This window comes from Asticcacaulis sp. MM231 (genome assembly GCF_964186625.1).
Taxonomy (GTDB): Bacteria; Pseudomonadota; Alphaproteobacteria; order Caulobacterales; family Caulobacteraceae; genus Asticcacaulis.
In genome coordinates this window covers 537,759-553,181 of the sequence record NZ_OZ075109.1, presented here as the reverse complement: position 1 = coordinate 553,181, position 15,423 = coordinate 537,759, and the positions used below count along the sequence as shown (strand labels likewise).

The following is a 15,423-nucleotide window of genomic DNA, read 5'->3' as shown; positions in this document are numbered from 1 at the left end:
AAGAAGGTCCGCGATCCGGCTACCTGGGGCAAAACGTAAGAAAGCGTTCGATCCTCCATGGAAATGTCGTGAAATATTTGTGACATTCCAATGTGTTAGGTGTTTATTGATCCGTGATCAGAGCAATTTCAGCGCGGCGAAACCAAGATGTCGCCCTGCGCTGTTGGTGTAGCTGTCACCGGAAGCGCCGCACTGAGCGCCTGGCTGGCGCGGTCGACATTATCGAGATTTACTGTCCCCGACAGATGCAGGCGCGCCACGGCCGGGGTGGTAAAAATGAGGCGCCGGCCGGTCAGGCGCTGAAAAGCTACGCCCACGTCTGAGAGGCTGGCGTCCTCGAAAGCGAGGTGCCCACGCGCCCAGCTTGAGACGCGCGCTGGTGCATCGTCAGAGATACGCTCATGGCCCGCCTGGTCGATATAGGACTGACCGGGTTTGAGGTCAGAGGCATAGCCTGTTTTCAGGTTTTCGATCCGCACGGCGCCCGACACCAGGGTCAGGCGATAGGCGTCGCCGGTCTGGGTGATGTTGAACTCGGTGCCAAGATCGACAGCCCGGTGGCTACTCGTGGTCACGGTCAAAGGCCGCTTCTCATCATGGGTGACGGCGAAATAGGCGTCGCCACGTACCAGGTCGATCTCGCGCTTCGAGGCACCGATACGGCTGCGGATCTGGCCACCGGCGCTCAGCGTGATCTCGGTGCCGTCCTTCAGCGTGACGTGGGCGATGCCCTGTGCCGGCGCAGTGAAGGCCTGCATGCGGCCGGACCAGGCGAAGAAGCCGCCGCCGCCAATCGCTAGGGTCAGGCAGGCGGCAAGTCCGATGCCGACATAGCGAGAGACAGGTCGCTTGACCGGTCGCACAACGCCAGCGGCAAGCAGTGCCTCGTGACGCATCGCCTTGATCTCGGCTGTGTCGGCGAAGGCAGCCATGGCCAGCCATGTCCCCATCAGGGCAGCCTCCTCTTCGTTGCGTGGCGCGTCCGGAGATGCTGGCGCGTTCAGGCTGCCAAGAAATGTGCGTTCCTGTTCGGACAGGGCGTCAGGTTTCAGGTTAGGAGCGGTCATCAGGCCAGTTCCTTCCCAAGCGTTGTGTTCAGGTGATGCAGTGCAGTCATTATATGTTTTTCTATGGTACTCACCGACAGGCCCAGTCGTTTGGCGATTTCGCTCTGGGGCATGTTCTCGAAGCGATGCAGGATAAAGCTGTTGTAACAGTTAGGGTGGAGGGTCTTGAGCGCGGCCACGACCTGACGCAGACGGTCGCGGTTGAGCAGGCTGTGTTCGGGCGTTTCCCCCGTTGATGCCAGATCATCGCTCAGTTCATCATGCTGACCGGCGCGGCGCGTCGTGCCCTTGCGGCGGTGATCGGTCAGGATGTTGCTGGCGATGGTGAAGACATAGCCATCCGGATTATCCCAGTGCATGCGCGCATAGGCTTGTGCCAGCCGGATAAAGACCTCCTGCACCAGATCCTCGGCGTCGTCGGTTATGCCTTGCCGGCGGAAATACCCGCGCAAAGGGGCCCGGTAGCGCGTCACCAGGGCATCAAAGCTTTGCGTTCGGGTGGTCAAGGAAAAGGGCGTCCTTTGGAGGGAGGGTCAGAATGTAAAACGCAGACGCGCCATGGTTTCCTCCATGACGGCGTAAATAAATATCAGAAGGTGTGGCGAAGCTGGACGCTGAAGGTGCGACCATACTGGTGGATTTCCTGGGGCCGATCCTTGGTCATGGCGAAGGCATAACGCGTGGTGTTGAGCAGGTTGACGGCCTCAAGCGTGAGCGTGGTGGCCTTGTCGATCTCCAGACTGAAAGCGCCATCGAGCGAGCCGAAACTGTCGGTGTAGGACGGCGCCTGGATCGAGCTGCCGACCGAGCTGAGATAGCGGGCCCGCCAGTAATAACCGAGCCGCGCCATCACGCGATCGTCCTCGTAAAAGCCAACCAGATTATAGGTCGAGCGCGACAGGCCGGTCAGTTCGTTGCGAATGCGCAAAGCGCCTGAGGCATAGTCGGCGCTGACGTCCAGAACGGTGAAGGAGACCTGAAAACCGAGATGGTTCAGAGGGCCGGGCAGGGCGTCCAGCGTCTGGTTATAGGCGGCTTCAATGCCGGCCACGCTGGCGTCACCACCATTGACGGTCGTCGATAACAGGATATCGCCGCGACCGGGTACGAAGATGTGCGTGTTCTCACGCGTCACATAGTCATCGAACCTGCGGCCAAACACCGCCATGGCCAGTGAGGTCGCCGGGGAAGGATACCATTCTAGGCCGGCGCTCATATCGGTGGCTATGAAGGGCCGCAGGAACGGATTGCCGCCCTGCCCGGTGTCAGCGTCATTCGAGATCGTCAGCCGTGGCGCGGAATTGATGATGTTGGGCCGTGACATGACGCGCGCCGCCGATAGTCGCACAATGAGGCCGGGACGCCAGACCATGCGTAGATTGGCGCTCGGCAGGGTCGTCGTATAATGCAGGCGATAGCGCACGGGTGTGGCGTCATCACCGATGAGCGCCGCACCTTCGGAGATTTGCAGATTGTCGATCTGGCGCATGCCGATATTGGCGGTGACCGGCCTTTGCCAGAGCTGGAAGCGCCAATCGCTGCGGATGAAGCCGGCCCATATGCGCTCATCAACCTCGAACGATCCGGTGGCGTCCGTTGCGGTAGGACTGGCTGCCAGAACATCGGCCGTCATCAGCCGATTATAGAAAGCGGTCGCCGAGGGCACCAGCCAAGTGCGCGGGCTGTCGCCGTTGATGCCTTTGAGAAACGTCGGTGACAGCTCGGCATCGTAACTGTCTGCTCCAAGACCTGTAAAATCTATCCCGACCAGGTCGAAATTTTTCCAGTCGCGCCGGGTGTAACGGCGATTGTGGTGGTGATATTGCTGTCCGACCTGAATCCGGGCGAGGGGGCCATCAAAGCTTTTCGCCACGTCGTAGCTCAGCGCCTCATCGCTGTCGAGCGCATCCTTGGTCGCGTAGTCGAAACGCTGGCCTGTGAAGTTGCGTGGATCGGTATAGTCCAGTGTCGTTTGCAAGACGGGTACGGTCTTGCCGCCGCCGGAAAAATCATAGGTGAGGGGGGCGAAGAAGGCGACGCGTGAGCGTGTGGTACCGCGGCCGGGCGGATGGTAGCTATGCGCGCGTGACATATCCGCCGAAAGGTTCGCCGTCCAGGCGCCGGAGCGCCAGCGGTGCTTGACATGGCCCAGCAGCAAATCGAAACGGTTGAGGCTGGTTTCGCGTGACGCCATAAAGCGCACAGTCTCGATGCGGCCACGGATGGCGGTGTCACCCACGATCCCGGCTGTACCAGGTGTGAATACCGGCGTCGCCTGACTGCGATCATCGGGATAGATATCGAGCCCCGTCTCGTCGTAGGCGACATCAAGCCGCGTGGCGAGGAGGCTCAATTCGGTCTCATGGTGATCGTCAGGGCGCCATTGGGCTGAAGCGAAAAGCGTATTGTGACGGCGGTCTTCGAGCTCGATCGTCGGGCGCGTGCGGGTCGGCGTATAGATGCCGGGGCCCAGCACCGAGGTGAACTGATCCTTGTTCCAGCCGTAATTATAGAAGCGGTCGTTGCGCACGCTTTGCCGGTCTGAAATCAGGCTGAGCAACAGACCGAAGCGACGGTCATCGGTCGTCCAGGCCGTCATCACATGCATCGCCGGGCTGATATCGTGCGCGCGGTCGTTGTGGCTGAGGCGCAGGCTGGCTAGGCCCTTGAAGCTTGTGCCGTTCGGCACGACGTCGAGCGGACGCAGGGTATGGATATTGATATCGCCGCCCAAGGCGCCTTCTTCCATATCGGGCGTCGGCGTCTTTACGACATCGACGCGGCTGATCAGTTCGGCCGGCAGGATATCAAAGCGAAAATCACGGCCGCGCACGCCGGCATTTTCGATCAGTTCTGTCGCAGCCAGGCTGTGGCCGTCGAACTCGACGTTCTGGAACTGAGGTCCCATGCCCCTGACGCTGACATAGAGGCCGATGCCACGCTGACGCTCCAGACTGACGCCGGTCACCAGTTGCAAGGCCTCGGCGACATTGCGCGCCGGATATTTGCCCACATCCTCGGCATCGATCGCATCGACCGTATAATCAGCACGGCGCTTGGCATCGCCGGCACGCACCAGGCTCTGACGATAAGAGCGCACGATAATGGGCGGCAGGTCAGGCTCCGAACTGGCCACAGGCGCTGCGACCGTGACAGGCCGCGGCGCGGGGCGGTAGACGACGATGACATCCGACGCGACACGGCGATAGGCGAGGCCGTAAGGCTGAAGAAGCCTTGTCAGGTTCGTGTCGAGACCGCTCGTCCTGCCGGGCAGGCTGCCGCATTTTAAGCCTTTCACCAGATGCGGTTGAAAGACGATCTGAACATGGTTGGCCATGCCGAGATCGATCAGGCTAGCCGCCAGATCCTGCCGGGGGGTACCCGCCGCACAGGCCGGGCTACTGCAGAGGCCTAAGGCCAGTGCCAAAATGCCAGCAGGGCGCACCCATGCCAACTCCGCCACTTGGGCTTGCGGAGGATCGTGACGCTTTAGCGTTGATCTGCGCCTCATGGTGATGGAATGCCCTGGCAACGGGTTGCTGCGGCGACAAACCAGATAGCGATGACAGTTTGATGACGTGGCCGCCAGATTGGGCCCGGCATAATTATTAATGCCCGTTTAATTCGTGTTAGCCACTTTGTGAGAGAGTGGGTATTCGGCACCGTCGCCGCCGCTTGACAGAATGTCATCGGATCAAACTGGAGGTTCCAGAACGTGAACTCCATCAATACCAATGTTGGGGCCATGGTGGCCCTGCAAAGCCTGAACAAAATCTCGGCTGACCTTCTGGTCGCGCAGAACCGCATCTCCACGGGTCTTAAGGTGGCAAGCGCCAAGGATGACGGCGCGGCCTACGCCATCGCGCAACGCCAGCGCTCATCGGTGAAGTCGCTTGATGCGGTCAAGGATTCCCTGTCGCGCAATAGTTCCGTTGTCGATGTCGCGCTGACCGCAGGTGAATCCGTTTCAGAGCTCTTGACCGAGCTCAAGGAAAGGGCTTTGGCGGCTTCTGACACATCGCTTGATTCCACAGCGCGCGCGGCATTGCGCGCCGATTTCGTCTCTATTCGTGACCAGATCACCAAAACCCTATCCAATTCCTCTTTTAACGGCATCAACCTTCTCAACGGTTCCAGGTCGTCGATCGCGGCCCTGGCCAATGAACATGGCACAAGCCGGCTTACCGTGGCGGCACAGAACATGTCTCTGGGGGGATCAATTGTGACCTTGTCTGCCGGCGCGGATTTTTCGACGGCCTCGGGGGCGGCCAGTCTGCTGTCCTCACTCGATTCTTCTATCAACAATGTGTCGGCGGCTCTGGCGAGGTTAGGTACGTCTTCGAAGGCTCTGGATAATCACATGACGTTTATCGGAAAGCTCCAGGACACTATGACGGTCGGCATCGGCAAACTGGTCGATGCGGATCTGGCACTCGAAAGCGTCAAACTCCAGGCGCTGCAAGTGAAGCAGCAACTGGCTATCCAGGTGCTGTCGATATCCAGCCAGTCCCAGTCATGGGTGCTTAACCTTTTCCGCTGAGGCGCGGGGGGGGGCAGGCTAAAACATCGCGCGGGCTTCGCGCACCGTGGCGGCAATAAAATCAGCCACAGCCCGGACACGCGGCAGGCGCTGGTGGTCGGCATGAATCGATAGCCAGTAGGCGCGTCGTACCGCAACCAGATCGAGCAGAACGCATGACAGACGCTTGTCCTGCCGCGCCACGAAATCGTGCAGCAATCCAAAGCCCAGGCCCGACGCGATGGCATTATGCTGCGCGGTAATCGAACTGGATCGGAACACCGTGCGCGCACCCGAAATCACGGAGTCGAGGAACTTCAGTTCGGGCACATCTAGCAAGTCATCGATGTACCAGACGAAGGGGCTGTCGCGCAGATCATCTATGGTGACTGGCATGGCTTTGGTCTTAAGATAGTCGTGCGAAGCGTACAGCCCGAGCTGATAGTCAACCAGTTTGCTGGTGACGAGCCGGCCTTGAATAGGCGGTGTCAGGGTCACCATCAGATCGGCTTCGCGTTTTGACAGACTGACGTGGCGGGTGTCGGGCACAAGTTCCAGTTCGATGCCGGGGTGGCGCTCGTAAAGGCCATGCAGGCGCGTTGCCAGGAACCACGCGCCGAAGGCTTCGGGTGTCACCACGCGCACGGTGCCCGAAATTTCAAGGCGTTGCGCGCCCACTGCGTCGGCGGCCGTGAGCATTTCAGCTTCAATACGCTCAGCGTGCGACAGCAACACCTGGCCGCTGGGCGTAAGGCTTATGCCCTGAGGTGAGCGATGCAGCAAAAGGCCGCCGATCGCTGCTTCCAGTCCCTTGAGGCGCCTAGCCACTGTGGAGTGGTCAAGCTTGAGTTTTGCGGCGGCGCTGTTGAGTTTGCCGGTGCGGGCCACCGCCAGAAAAAGGCGCAGATCGTCCCAGTTTAAGCTCTGCATTTTTGCACATCTAAATGGCTTTTATCGGCATGGTTCATGCAAAAACACTAGGCTAAAACGGTCCTATCGCCAAGTCCCATCCGAGGAGCGTCCTGTGAAACATCTATCGCACTTTATCGACGGTCATACCGCCATCAGTCTGTCGCAGCGCTTTGGCGATATCTTCGATCCCAATACCGGCGCGGTACAGGCACGGGTGGTGCTGGGCACGCCGGATGATCTTCAAGTCGCAGTCGCAAGTGCGGTGACCGCGCAAAAGGCATGGGCAGCCACCAATCCGCAGCGCCGGGCACGTGTCATATTCGAGTTCAAGCGCCTGCTTGAGGTCCACATGGATGAACTGGCGCACATGCTCTCTCAAGAGCATGGCAAGGTCATTTCCGACTCGAAAGGCGATATCCAGCGCGGGCTTGAGGTTGTCGAGTTCGCCTGCGGTATCCCACATCTGCTGAAAGGTGAACACACCCAGGGCGCGGGACCTGGCATCGACGTCTTTTCTATGAGGCAGGCGCTGGGGGTCGTGGCCGGCATCACGCCATTCAATTTTCCGGCCATGATCCCGATGTGGATGTTCGCACCGGCCTTGGCCTGCGGCAATGCCTTCATCCTCAAGCCATCCGAGCGCGATCCGTCGGTGCCGCTGCGTCTGGCTGAGCTTTTGATCGAAGCCGGATTACCTGCGGGCGTACTTAATGTTGTCCAGGGCGACAAGGAGATGGTTGACGCCATTCTCGACCATCCGGATATCAAGGCGGTATCCTTCGTAGGCTCATCGGATATTGCGCAATATGTTTACGGCCGCGGTGCAGCCAACGGCAAGCGCGTGCAATGTATGGGCGGGGCGAAAAACCACGGCATTGTCCTGCCTGACGCCGATCTGGACCAGACCGTCGCCGACATTATGGGCGCGGCCTACGGCTCGGCCGGCGAACGCTGCATGGCACTGCCGGTTGTGGTGCCGGTAGGGGACAAGACGGCCGATGCGCTGCGCGAGAAGCTGGTCGCGGCGGCGCAAGGCTTGCGCGTCGGTGTTTCGACCGATGCCGAGGCGCACTATGGCCCCGTGGTTAGCGCAGCCCACAAGGCACGCATCGAATCCTATATCCAGATGGGTGTGGATGAAGGCGCAGACCTGGTACTTGATGGCCGTGGCTTCTCGCTTCAAGGCCACGAGAACGGCTTCTTCCTGGCGCCGACCCTGTTCGATCGCGTCACTGCCGGCATGAAATCCTATCAGGATGAAATCTTCGGCCCTGTGTTGCAGATGGTGCGCGCCCAATCGTTTGAGGCAGCCCTTAGCCTGCCGAGCCGTCACCCATATGGCAACGGTGTCGCCATTTTCACGCGTAACGGCGATGCGGCGCGCAGCTTCGCTGATCAGGTCGAGGTCGGCATGGTGGGCATCAATGTGCCGATTCCTGTGCCGGTGGCCTATCACAGCTTTGGCGGCTGGAAGCGTTCGGGCTTTGGCGATCTGAACCAGTACGGCATGGACGGCGTGCGCTTTTATACGCGCGTCAAGACGGTCACCCAGCGCTGGCCGCAAGGCGGCGCTGTCAGCGATCAAAGCTTTATCATCCCGACCATGGCCTAGGGGCGGCGGCCATACAGCGGTAAAAGGTCTGCCTTGATATCGCTCGGGTTATATGTTTTGGGTCTGATGCCTGACTGCGCTGATCCCGCCTGACCCATCGGGTTGTTGGGGCGGGAGTAGCACGCCTCAGGCACGTATCAGCGCAACCGGTTGACAGCCGGCGGTAAACAAAACACATCAGAACGACCCAATGGCCATTATCCCCCGAGAGCGCATGCTTCAAGATACCCGCCAGTCCGAGATCTACAATTTGCTGCAGTTACACCGCAGCTGCGCGATCTCGGACCTTGCGCAACGCTTCGACGTCAGTGATGAAACGATCCGTCGCGATATTCGCCAACTGGAGGCCGAAGGGCAGGCCTATCGCGTTCGTGGCGGCGTAACGCTGAAAGAGAATGCCGCAGAAGCGCCTTATTTGGTTCGAAGGAACCAAAATGCCGAAAAGAAGCAAGCCATAGCCATGAAGGCTTCGGAACTTGTTGAAGACGGCATGACGATCCTCATTGATTCCGGCTCGACCTCTTACTGGCTCTGCAAGGCCTTATCCAAGCAGCGAAATCTGACCGTGATCACCAACGCCCTGGATGTGGCGCGTGAAATGGCTGGCAAGAACGGCGCCAAGGTCTTTTTCGGTGGCGGTGCCATTGACAGTGATTATCAGTCGAGTTTCGGCCGTGAAACCGAGGCCTTTATGAGCAGCTTCACACCGGAAATAGCCTTCTTTTCGATTGGTGCCGTCGATTCACGTCGCGGACTGCTCGATTTCCATTATCCGGAAGCGTCGATGAAAGCGGGTCTCGCGGCCCTTGCGTCGCGGGTAGTTGCCTTGGCGGACTCGTCCAAATTCGAGCGTCAGGGTGTCGTCAAGGCGCTCGATTTCAAGCAGATTGATATCTTTGTCACCGACGCCCTTCCGCCTAAGCAACTCCTTCACGCCTTGGATGAGGTGGAAGTTCAGGTTGGTTAGCCTGAGACCTCGTTCCGTAAGGCTATTATCGGCGCTAAGATTTACCGCATTGTGGTAAGCGGCTGTGGGTATTTTTGTCCTGATCAACATGAATTGCGGATCAAACCACAAAAATGCAACACCCGTTCAAATAAAACTCACAAATCACCACATTTGCGGCCATAAAATACACAACTGTCACAATGCGTCGCTAAGCGTCCTCTCCGTGGCCGGCCGCGGGGGGCATTTCCTTTTGCATCGCGATCGCTCCGCACCCTGTTTTTTCACGGAGAGATTTTATGAAGAATATGCTCATGATGGGCGCGGCCGCAGGCGCGCTTGTCTTTCTCGCCGCGCCTTCGTTCGCGCAAACCGCACCGCAGACCGCTCCGGATACGAGTGGCCAGGCCGCGCCAGAAGAGACGGCCACTGAAGTGGTCGTTACCGGCTTCCGCAAGTCGCTCAGCGATGCACGCCGTATCAAGCGCGATGCGACGATCCAGAAAGACGTGATTGTCGCCGAAGACATGGCGAAGTTCCCGGAACTGAACCTGGCGGAATCGATGCAGCGCCTGCCGGGCGTGCAGATCACCCGCGAAGCGGGTGAAGGCCGTCGTATATCCTTGCGCGGTCTTGGGCCTGATTTCGCCCGCGTGCAACTGAACGGCATGGAAGTTCTGGGCAATGTCGACTCCGCCCAGGACAGCCGTGGCCAGCGTTCGCGCGACCGCTCTTTCGACTTCAACATCTTCGCCTCGGAACTGTTCTCGAAGGTCGAAGTCGAAAAGACCTTCCAGGCGTCACAGAACGAAGGCGGCATGGGTGGCACGGTTGGCCTGTTTACGGGCAAGCCTTTCGATTATGGCGTGGGCAGCAAGGGTGCGGTCTCGTTCAAGCTGGGCACCAACGAATACACCAAGGATACGCAGCCGCGTATTGCCGCGCTCTACAGCCATAACTGGGACAACAAGTTTGGCGTGGCTTTCTCCGTTGCCTACAGCAAGCGCGAGACCACTGAGCAGGGGCATAATACCTATAACTATAGCCATCTGGGTGCGACAACCCTTGACGAGGACGGTAATCCTCAGGGTGATGCCTACGATCTTGTCGACGCTGGTCTGGACATTTCCAACCTGAGTGCTGAAAAGCAGGCCCGGTTTATGGCTGGTGACCTTTATTTCGCCGATGGCAACCGCCTTTCGTCCTGGAACGCTAAGCAGGAGCGCCTGGGCCTGACGGGCGCCGTGCAATGGCGCCCGACGGAAAACGTGCTGTTGACGCTTGATATGCTGCATGGCGAATTCACCACGCACCGCAACGAAGTGCACCTTGCTACACGACCGATAGAAGGTTTCGGATCAACCACTCTGGACACCGCCGCTGGTTCGCCATATCCGGCTCAATACCAGTCGGGAACGGTTCTCAACGATTTCACGGTCGACAAAGATGGCTACGTCACCATGACCGATGCGTCCAATGTCACCTTCGGCAGCGAGAATCGCCGTTCGCTGAATGAAAACCGCTTCGACCAGATTGCGCTGACCGGCAAGTGGGACGTCTCTGATCGCCTCTTTATCGACGGTCATATCGGTTATGAGAAGTCGACCTACGAGACTCCGTATGACGACAAGCTCTATATGCGCGCCAAGGGCGACCTGGTCGCCAACTACGGCGCCAATGGTCAATCGGCTTCGTTTGATTATTCGGGCTGGGATACGACCGACCCCGACAACTACGTAATGGATAACTTCTATTATCGCGCCTTCCACAATGCTTCGGAACTTAAGGAAGGTGTGCTCAACGCCCGCTATAACCTGTCCGACATCTGGACCCTGCGCGCCGGCGTGGCTTACCACAAGTTCTCGCAGGACGGTATCGACCTGTTCTATGATGGCAATGTCAACGGCACCGCGGCGAAGACGCGTGGCACGTCCGTTGCCGACATCACGTCCGTATATACCAACGAATTCGGTTCGTGGCTGATCGGCGATTACGATAAGGCGTTCAAGAAGTACAACGAGTACCACCGCTTAGAGCCGAATAAAGATGGTTCGGGCGGCGCGCTTCAGGATATCGAGAACGTCTACGACACCTCGGAAGAGACGGTTTCCTGGTATGCGCAGGCGGACTGGGACAGCGAGTTGATGGGCAAGCGTTTCCGCGGTAATCTCGGTCTGCGTGGCTACAGCACCGATACCCGCTCGACCGGCTGGATTCAGGGCGATAACTACGCCTACCTTGGCACAACCGATGTGAAGGGCAGCTATTCGGGCGTGCTGCCATCGATGAACACCGTGCTTGAACTGACGCCGGACGTACTGGTGCGCTTCGCAGCCACGCAAAACCTGAACCGCCCGGGCATCGGTTCGATGGCGGCCAAGGGCAGCGCCTCCCAAGGCAAAGAAAACTGCACGATCAACGCTGACGGCTCGAACGACTGCGATATCTCAGCGTCGCGCGGCAACCCCAACCTCAAGCCCTACAAGGACAACACGCTCGACCTGTCGGTGGAGTATTATTTCGGCAAGGTGGGCCTGCTTTCGATTGGCGTCTATCAGAAGGACGTCACCAACTTCATCGGGTCGGAAACCTATAGTGTCGAGGATGGCAATGCCCTTACTTTTGCCGAGGCGGGTGTGCCGTCTGCCACGGTTCCGGGCGCTACGGAGAACACCATCATCAATGAGTTCTCCATGCCGGTCAATATTGCCGGCCATACCAAGCTGAGCGGTGTCGAACTGGTGGCACAAAGCCAGTTCTCGTTTCTGCCGGCGCCTTTCGACAATTTTGGCGTGACGGCGAACTACTCCTATGTCGACGCACCTTCCATCACCGGCATATCGAAGAACAGCTATAACGCCACGCTCTACTACGAAACCAAGACCTGGGGCGGTCGTGTCTCCCTTAGCCATCGTGACAAATGGTTCAGCGGTTACAATGACAGCGTCATGAGTGCCAGCACACGCGGCTTCGAGGCTTCCACCTATGTCGACGCGGCGGCCTTCTACAATGTCAATGACAAGCTTCAGATCACCCTGAACGGCATCAACCTGACCAACCAGAAGGACACACAGTTCTGGGGGCAGAACGAATACCTCTACAATCAGAACCAAAGCGGCGCGACCTACATGGTCGGGCTCAGCTATAAATTCTGATAATAAACTCTGCTAAAGCAGGCGCTCCCATCTCCCTTTCGGAGGTGGGAGCGCTTTTACCGTTGTAGACCATGATCGTATCCCATAGCCACCGCTTCATCTTCGCCGCCGTTCCCAAGACCGGCACCCACGCCGTGCGCCAGGCCTTGCGCGAACATATGGACGAGACGGACTTTGAACAGGTCGGGCTGTTCGTCAACAAGCGCTTCCCCTGGGCGGATCTGGCCGCGATCCAGCACGGTCACCTGTCCCTGCGGCAGGTGCGGCCCTATCTCGGCGATGACGCCTTCGACAGCTATTTCAAGTTCGCCTTTGTGCGCAATCCCTTCGACCGCTTTGTCTCCTACTGCGCTTTCATGCTGCGTGGCGGCGATGACTTTCAGCAGCACCCGCGCGAGGCGATGTATCATTTTCTGTTCCGGGCGCCGCCGGAAAACCATATCCTGTTCCAGCCGCAAGCCGCACTTTTGACCGATGATGACGGTCAAACCCTCCTGACGAATACGGTCGGCCGCGTAGAGACGATGCAAGAGTTGTACGATGCGATATGCGCGCGTATCGGCATACCCTCTCGCCCGCTCGACCGCGTCAACGGCACGAAGCGCGGCGACTATCGTGACTATTACGACCAGGCTCTGATCGAGGGGATGCGCGCCCGTTACGCGCAGGATCTGGAGCTGTTCGGTTACACCTTTGAAGGCCTGAGATGAACGCCAATCCGCGCAAGACGACAACGGTTCGACAGCTTGGACCGGTCGACATCACCGCGCTAAAGGCGGCTGTATTGGGGATCCCCGAAGACGTCTGGAACGCCGAAAATACTGCTAAACCGAACCGGTTTGAGGTGTTGGACGCCACCCGCCACATCGTTTTTCGCTTTGTCGACAGCCCGCGTGACTGGCGCCATTCCCATGATCGCGCGGCATGGCAGCCCTGGCGGGGTCTGCTGGAGCCGGTCTTGGCGCAGGCCGTCGTCGACTATGGTTATGAGCGCGGAATTTTCCCACGCGTCATGCTGGCCAGAATGCCCGCCGGCGGCGTCATCCATCCGCATATCGACGCTAACCCCGCCGCAAAATGGCCGCATAAGATTCATGTCCCGCTGACGACCCATGCCGGAGTGATCTCCTTCTTCGGCGGTGAAGAACGCTATTTCCCACCCGCAGAGGCTGTGGAGGTCAACAATCTGGGGCCGCATTGGGTGCGCAATAACGGCGACACCGACCGCATCCATCTGATCTTTGAGTATTACGATGCCGACCAGCCCGATCCGGCCTGGCTCGAGCCGTTGCTTGCCGGTGCGCCACGATGACGGCGGAGCGCGACGCCTTATTACAGGAAGCCAGAGACCAGCGCATACGCCAGCGCGTCCCCGAAGCCCTGGCCACACTTGCGCGGCTGGAGGCGCTTCATCCCGGTTTCAGTCGTCTCTATCAAGAGCGCGGCCACTGTCATGTTCTGCTGGGTAATGCGCCAGACGCCATCAAGGCCCTGCAAGATGCCGTGCGCCTCAACCCGACTCTGCCAGCGAGCTGGGACATGCTGGAACAGCTTTACCGCATGGTGGGTGACACGGCACGGGCAGCAACGGCGGCGCAGCATTTGGCGACGTTGAAACACCTGCCTTCAGAGGTGGTGGTGGCCAATAGCCTTCTTGCCGATGGTGATTTGGCGCCGGCAGAGGATATTCTTCGCGACTACCTGCGCAAGGACAGCGGCAATGTCGGCGCGTTACGTCTGCTGGCGCGTATTTGTCAGGAAAGGAATGCGCCGGATGAGGCCGAGGCTGTGTTGCAAGGCGTATTGGCGCGTGCGCCTGACTATCATGCCGCCCGCCAGGATTACGCCATGGTGCTGTTGCAGCAGCAAAAGCACGTGGAAGCGCTGGCTCAAGCGCAACGCCTGCTAAGCCAGGATCCGAACAACCGCGACTACCTCAAACAATATGCCGCCGCCTGTGTCGGGCTGGGCGACCATGAGCCTGTGATCGACATTTATGAAAGCCTGCTCGCCGGGCTTTCATTGGGGCATGAAATGGCCGATCTGCGACTGTGGCGGGCTAACGCGCTTAAGATCACGGGGCGCAGTCAGGAAGCCATCGCGGACTATCGCGCCTCGCTAAAAGCGCGTCATGATAATAGCGTCGCCTGGTTTGGCCTTGCCAACCTCAAGACCTATGGTTTCAGCGATGATGACATCGCCAGGATGCAGGCTTTAGACGCAAGACCTGATCTTCAGGACATGGACCGCGTCTACTTAGGTTTTGCGCTTGGCAAGGCTTTAGAGGATCGCGGCGACTACGAAGGCTCGTGGCGCTATTACGCGCGCGGTAACAAGGTGCGGCGTGAGACCTCGCGCTATCGTCCTGAAGCCGCCGAAGCCTGTGCGAGCGCGTTGAAGAACGTCTTCACCGCTGAATTTTTTACGGAACGCGCCGGCTGGGGCCTGCACGATCCGGCTCCAATTTTCATTGTCGGTTTGCCGCGTTCGGGCTCGACCCTGATCGAGCAGATTCTGGCCTCTCATTCCGGCGTGGAAGGTACGCAGGAACTGACCGAAATCAGCCGCTACGCCGCTGAGATTTGCGGTCGCGATCTCTGTTGCGGTTTACCGTTCGACCTGGACGCCTTGCAGCGTCTGACCTCTGAAGAGGCCCATAGGCTCGGTGCGCGCTTCCTCGCCGAGACCCGCGCCTATCGCCGGTTGGGCCGGCCATTCTTTATCGATAAGATGCCCAACAATTTCTGGCACATCGGCTTGATTCATATGATTTTGCCGCGCGCCACCATCATAGATGTGCGGCGCGAACCGATGGCCGGATGTTTCAGCAACCTCAAGCAGTTGTTCGGCACGACCAATCAGGAATTTACCTACGCCCTCGACGACATCGCCCGCTATTATCGCAGCTATCTTGACCTGATGCGGCATTGGGATGATGTGCTGCCCGGCCGCGTCCTGAGGGTGCACTATGAGGATGTGGTGGGCGATCTTGACGGCAGCGTGCAGCGTATGCTGGCGCATAGTGGCTTATCCTTTGAGCCCGCCTGCCTGACCTTCTATGAGACGAGGCGCAGCGTGCGCACCCCCAGTTCCGAACAGGTGCGCCAGCCCATCCGCCGGGAAGGTCTCAACCAATGGCAACACTATGCCCCCTGGCTTGGTGGCCTGCGGGATGCGCTGGGTGATGCTATGACTCGCTACAGAGATTGATC

Annotated in this window: 11 protein-coding genes; 7 read left to right on the top strand and 4 right to left on the bottom strand. The window is 59.0% G+C overall.

What is annotated here, in order from left to right; genetic code table 11:
- Positions 1–128: 128 nt before the first annotated feature.
- The 3 genes from ABQ278_RS19155 to ABQ278_RS19145 all read right to left on the bottom strand — a co-directional run bounded on the left by ABQ278_RS19155 (position 129) and on the right by ABQ278_RS19145 (position 4,578).
- The gene (locus ABQ278_RS19155) at positions 129–1,067 is read right to left on the bottom strand and encodes a FecR domain-containing protein (RefSeq protein WP_349322619.1); all 939 of its coding nucleotides are present in this window, start codon (positions 1,065–1,067) and stop codon (positions 129–131) included.
- The gene (locus ABQ278_RS19150) at positions 1,067–1,573 is read right to left on the bottom strand and encodes a sigma-70 family RNA polymerase sigma factor (protein ID WP_349322618.1); all 507 of its coding nucleotides are present in this window, start codon (positions 1,571–1,573) and stop codon (positions 1,067–1,069) included. The genes ABQ278_RS19155 and ABQ278_RS19150 overlap by 1 nt, the downstream gene beginning before the upstream one ends.
- A gap of 83 nt (positions 1,574–1,656) precedes the next feature.
- Entirely contained in the window at positions 1,657–4,578 is a 2,922-nt protein-coding gene (locus ABQ278_RS19145; protein WP_349322617.1) for a TonB-dependent receptor, read from the bottom strand.
- A 204-nt stretch (positions 4,579–4,782) separates the two neighbouring features.
- Here ABQ278_RS19145 and ABQ278_RS19140 point away from each other — a divergent pair, with 204 nt between their 5' ends.
- Entirely contained in the window at positions 4,783–5,607 is an 825-nt protein-coding gene (locus ABQ278_RS19140) for a flagellin (protein WP_349322616.1), read from the top strand.
- An 18-nt stretch (positions 5,608–5,625) separates the two neighbouring features.
- On the opposite strand, the gene ABQ278_RS19135 is transcribed toward ABQ278_RS19140, so the two are convergent.
- Positions 5,626–6,516 (bottom strand): LysR family transcriptional regulator, encoded by an 891-nt coding sequence (locus ABQ278_RS19135; RefSeq protein WP_349322615.1) that lies wholly within the window; start codon positions 6,514–6,516, stop codon positions 5,626–5,628.
- Between the two features lie 94 nt (positions 6,517–6,610).
- Between ABQ278_RS19135 and ABQ278_RS19130 the strand changes: the two genes are divergently transcribed.
- The 6 genes from ABQ278_RS19130 to ABQ278_RS19105 all read left to right on the top strand — a co-directional run bounded on the left by ABQ278_RS19130 (position 6,611) and on the right by ABQ278_RS19105 (position 15,421).
- The gene (locus ABQ278_RS19130; protein WP_349322614.1) at positions 6,611–8,110 is read left to right on the top strand and encodes a CoA-acylating methylmalonate-semialdehyde dehydrogenase; all 1,500 of its coding nucleotides are present in this window, start codon (positions 6,611–6,613) and stop codon (positions 8,108–8,110) included.
- Between the two features lie 190 nt (positions 8,111–8,300).
- Positions 8,301–9,077 carry a DeoR/GlpR family DNA-binding transcription regulator gene (locus ABQ278_RS19125; protein WP_349322613.1) on the top strand — a complete coding sequence of 259 codons (777 nt, stop codon included), beginning with the start codon at positions 8,301–8,303 and terminating at the stop codon, positions 9,075–9,077.
- Positions 9,078–9,355: 278 nt separating this feature from the next.
- A complete protein-coding gene (locus ABQ278_RS19120) occupies positions 9,356–12,211 on the top strand; it encodes a TonB-dependent receptor (RefSeq protein ID WP_349322612.1) in 2,856 nt (951 codons plus the stop codon).
- A 71-nt stretch (positions 12,212–12,282) separates the two neighbouring features.
- Positions 12,283–12,921 carry a sulfotransferase family 2 domain-containing protein gene (locus ABQ278_RS19115; RefSeq protein WP_349322611.1) on the top strand — a complete coding sequence of 213 codons (639 nt, stop codon included), beginning with the start codon at positions 12,283–12,285 and terminating at the stop codon, positions 12,919–12,921.
- Positions 12,918–13,523: an aspartyl/asparaginyl beta-hydroxylase domain-containing protein gene (locus ABQ278_RS19110; RefSeq protein ID WP_349322610.1), complete on the top strand. Its 606-nt coding sequence runs from the start codon at positions 12,918–12,920 to the stop codon at positions 13,521–13,523. The genes ABQ278_RS19115 and ABQ278_RS19110 overlap by 4 nt, the downstream gene beginning before the upstream one ends.
- On the top strand, positions 13,520–15,421 hold the full coding sequence (locus ABQ278_RS19105; protein WP_349322609.1) for a sulfotransferase: 1,902 nt from the start codon (positions 13,520–13,522) through the stop codon (positions 15,419–15,421). Before ABQ278_RS19110 ends, ABQ278_RS19105 begins: the two co-directional genes overlap by 4 nt.
- The last annotated feature ends 2 nt before the right edge of the window (positions 15,422–15,423 follow it).